We start from the raw sequence: 1,354 nt of genomic DNA on the forward strand, positions 1-1,354 counted from the left end.
AGCCAAGGTTCCTTGGAAGAGCAATATCGGGAGGATATATCAAATTTTGGGGAGGATACCACCCTACCCCGCACTGCGCTTCGCTTGTACGGGGTTATCGAAATTGTACCCCATACGGGGTAGATTGAAGACCTTCGGTCTTCTTTGTCATCATAAATTTGATGCGAAAAAAAAACCGCCCCACTATGGAAAAATTTCGATGTTGGATGTTTGATAATTCAAAAAAAGTTGTACCTTTGCACCGTGAAACGGATAATAACGACATACGGCAATTATTTTGAGCAGTTTATAGAAACTTTGTCGCCAAAGGAACTTATCAAAATGAATTATCTCATTTCGTTGCTTGAAACACAGGATAGGCTACCAACAAAATTTATCAAGCATATTCGTGATGGTTTGTATGAATTACGATTGGAATACGAAAGCAATATCTACCGAGTGTTTTTTATCTTTGATGAGGGCAATGTAGTTGTATTATTCAATGGTTTTCAAAAGAAAACGCAACAAACGCCCGTAGGCGAAATAGAAAAAGCAATTAAAATAAAGGAGGCATATTATGCAGACAAACGACCACAAGGTTAGAAATTACAGTGATGTGTTGGCGGCGCAATACGGCGCACACGGAACACCTGAAAGGGCAAAATTTGATGAAGATGCTTATGCATTTTATGCCGGTCAGGTTTTGTTAGATGCACGAAAAAACGCACGTCTAAAGCAGAATGAACTTGCCCGACGGAAAGGTGCGGACAAATCTTATGTGTCACGGATTGAAAAAGGTGTGAAAACAATGAAATCGCATGTAAGTGGTGTTTACGTTTTGCTATTATCCGCCGCGAGCCTGTTGATGCTTGCCGGATGCGGAAAGAAAAGCAGCAATGATGCTCGTGAAGGGTTTACAATGACCATTACCGGTAAGGTATTTTCGTCTAATATAACTGCCCAAAGTCTTACCATAGATTGGGGAGACGGCACAAGCGAAACATTTGCGCCTTGCAACAAGCGCAATATTAAGCACACCTATAAAAAGTCCGAATCCCATACTATTACCGCAATAGCAGAAAATTTAACTTACCTGGATTGTAGCGGCAATCAGCTCACCGGTTTGGATGTGAGCAAAAGCCCAAAATTAAAAACATTGTCTTGCGGCAACAATGAGTTATCGGCAAAAGCTATCAATGCCATATTTAAGGCTTTACCTACAAATCTTTGCGGCAGGATTGATTTGGCAGGAAATCCGGGTAAGGATGACATGTGTGATGCGTACCTTGCAGAAAGGAAAGGTTGGCGGGTGTTTTTTTATGAAAATTACGGCGGTCTTGAGGGAGAATTAATAGCTCGTGAAGAGGCACTTAAC

Annotated in this window: 2 protein-coding genes; both read left to right on the plus strand. The window is 41.3% G+C overall.

The window, feature by feature from the left end; all coding sequences use genetic code 11:
* The first annotated feature begins 243 nt into the window (after nt 1-243).
* Complete coding sequence (locus ASC50_RS00615) at nt 244-582, plus strand: type II toxin-antitoxin system RelE/ParE family toxin (protein WP_055430813.1); 339 nt, start codon at nt 244-246, stop codon at nt 580-582.
* Nucleotides 557-1,354, plus strand: a 798-nt coding sequence (locus ASC50_RS06990; protein ID WP_158648218.1) for a leucine-rich repeat domain-containing protein, incomplete at its 3' end; no start/stop codon positions are given. The genes ASC50_RS00615 and ASC50_RS06990, both read left to right, overlap by 26 nt.

The sequence above is a fragment of the Candidatus Symbiothrix dinenymphae genome (assembly GCF_001431085.1).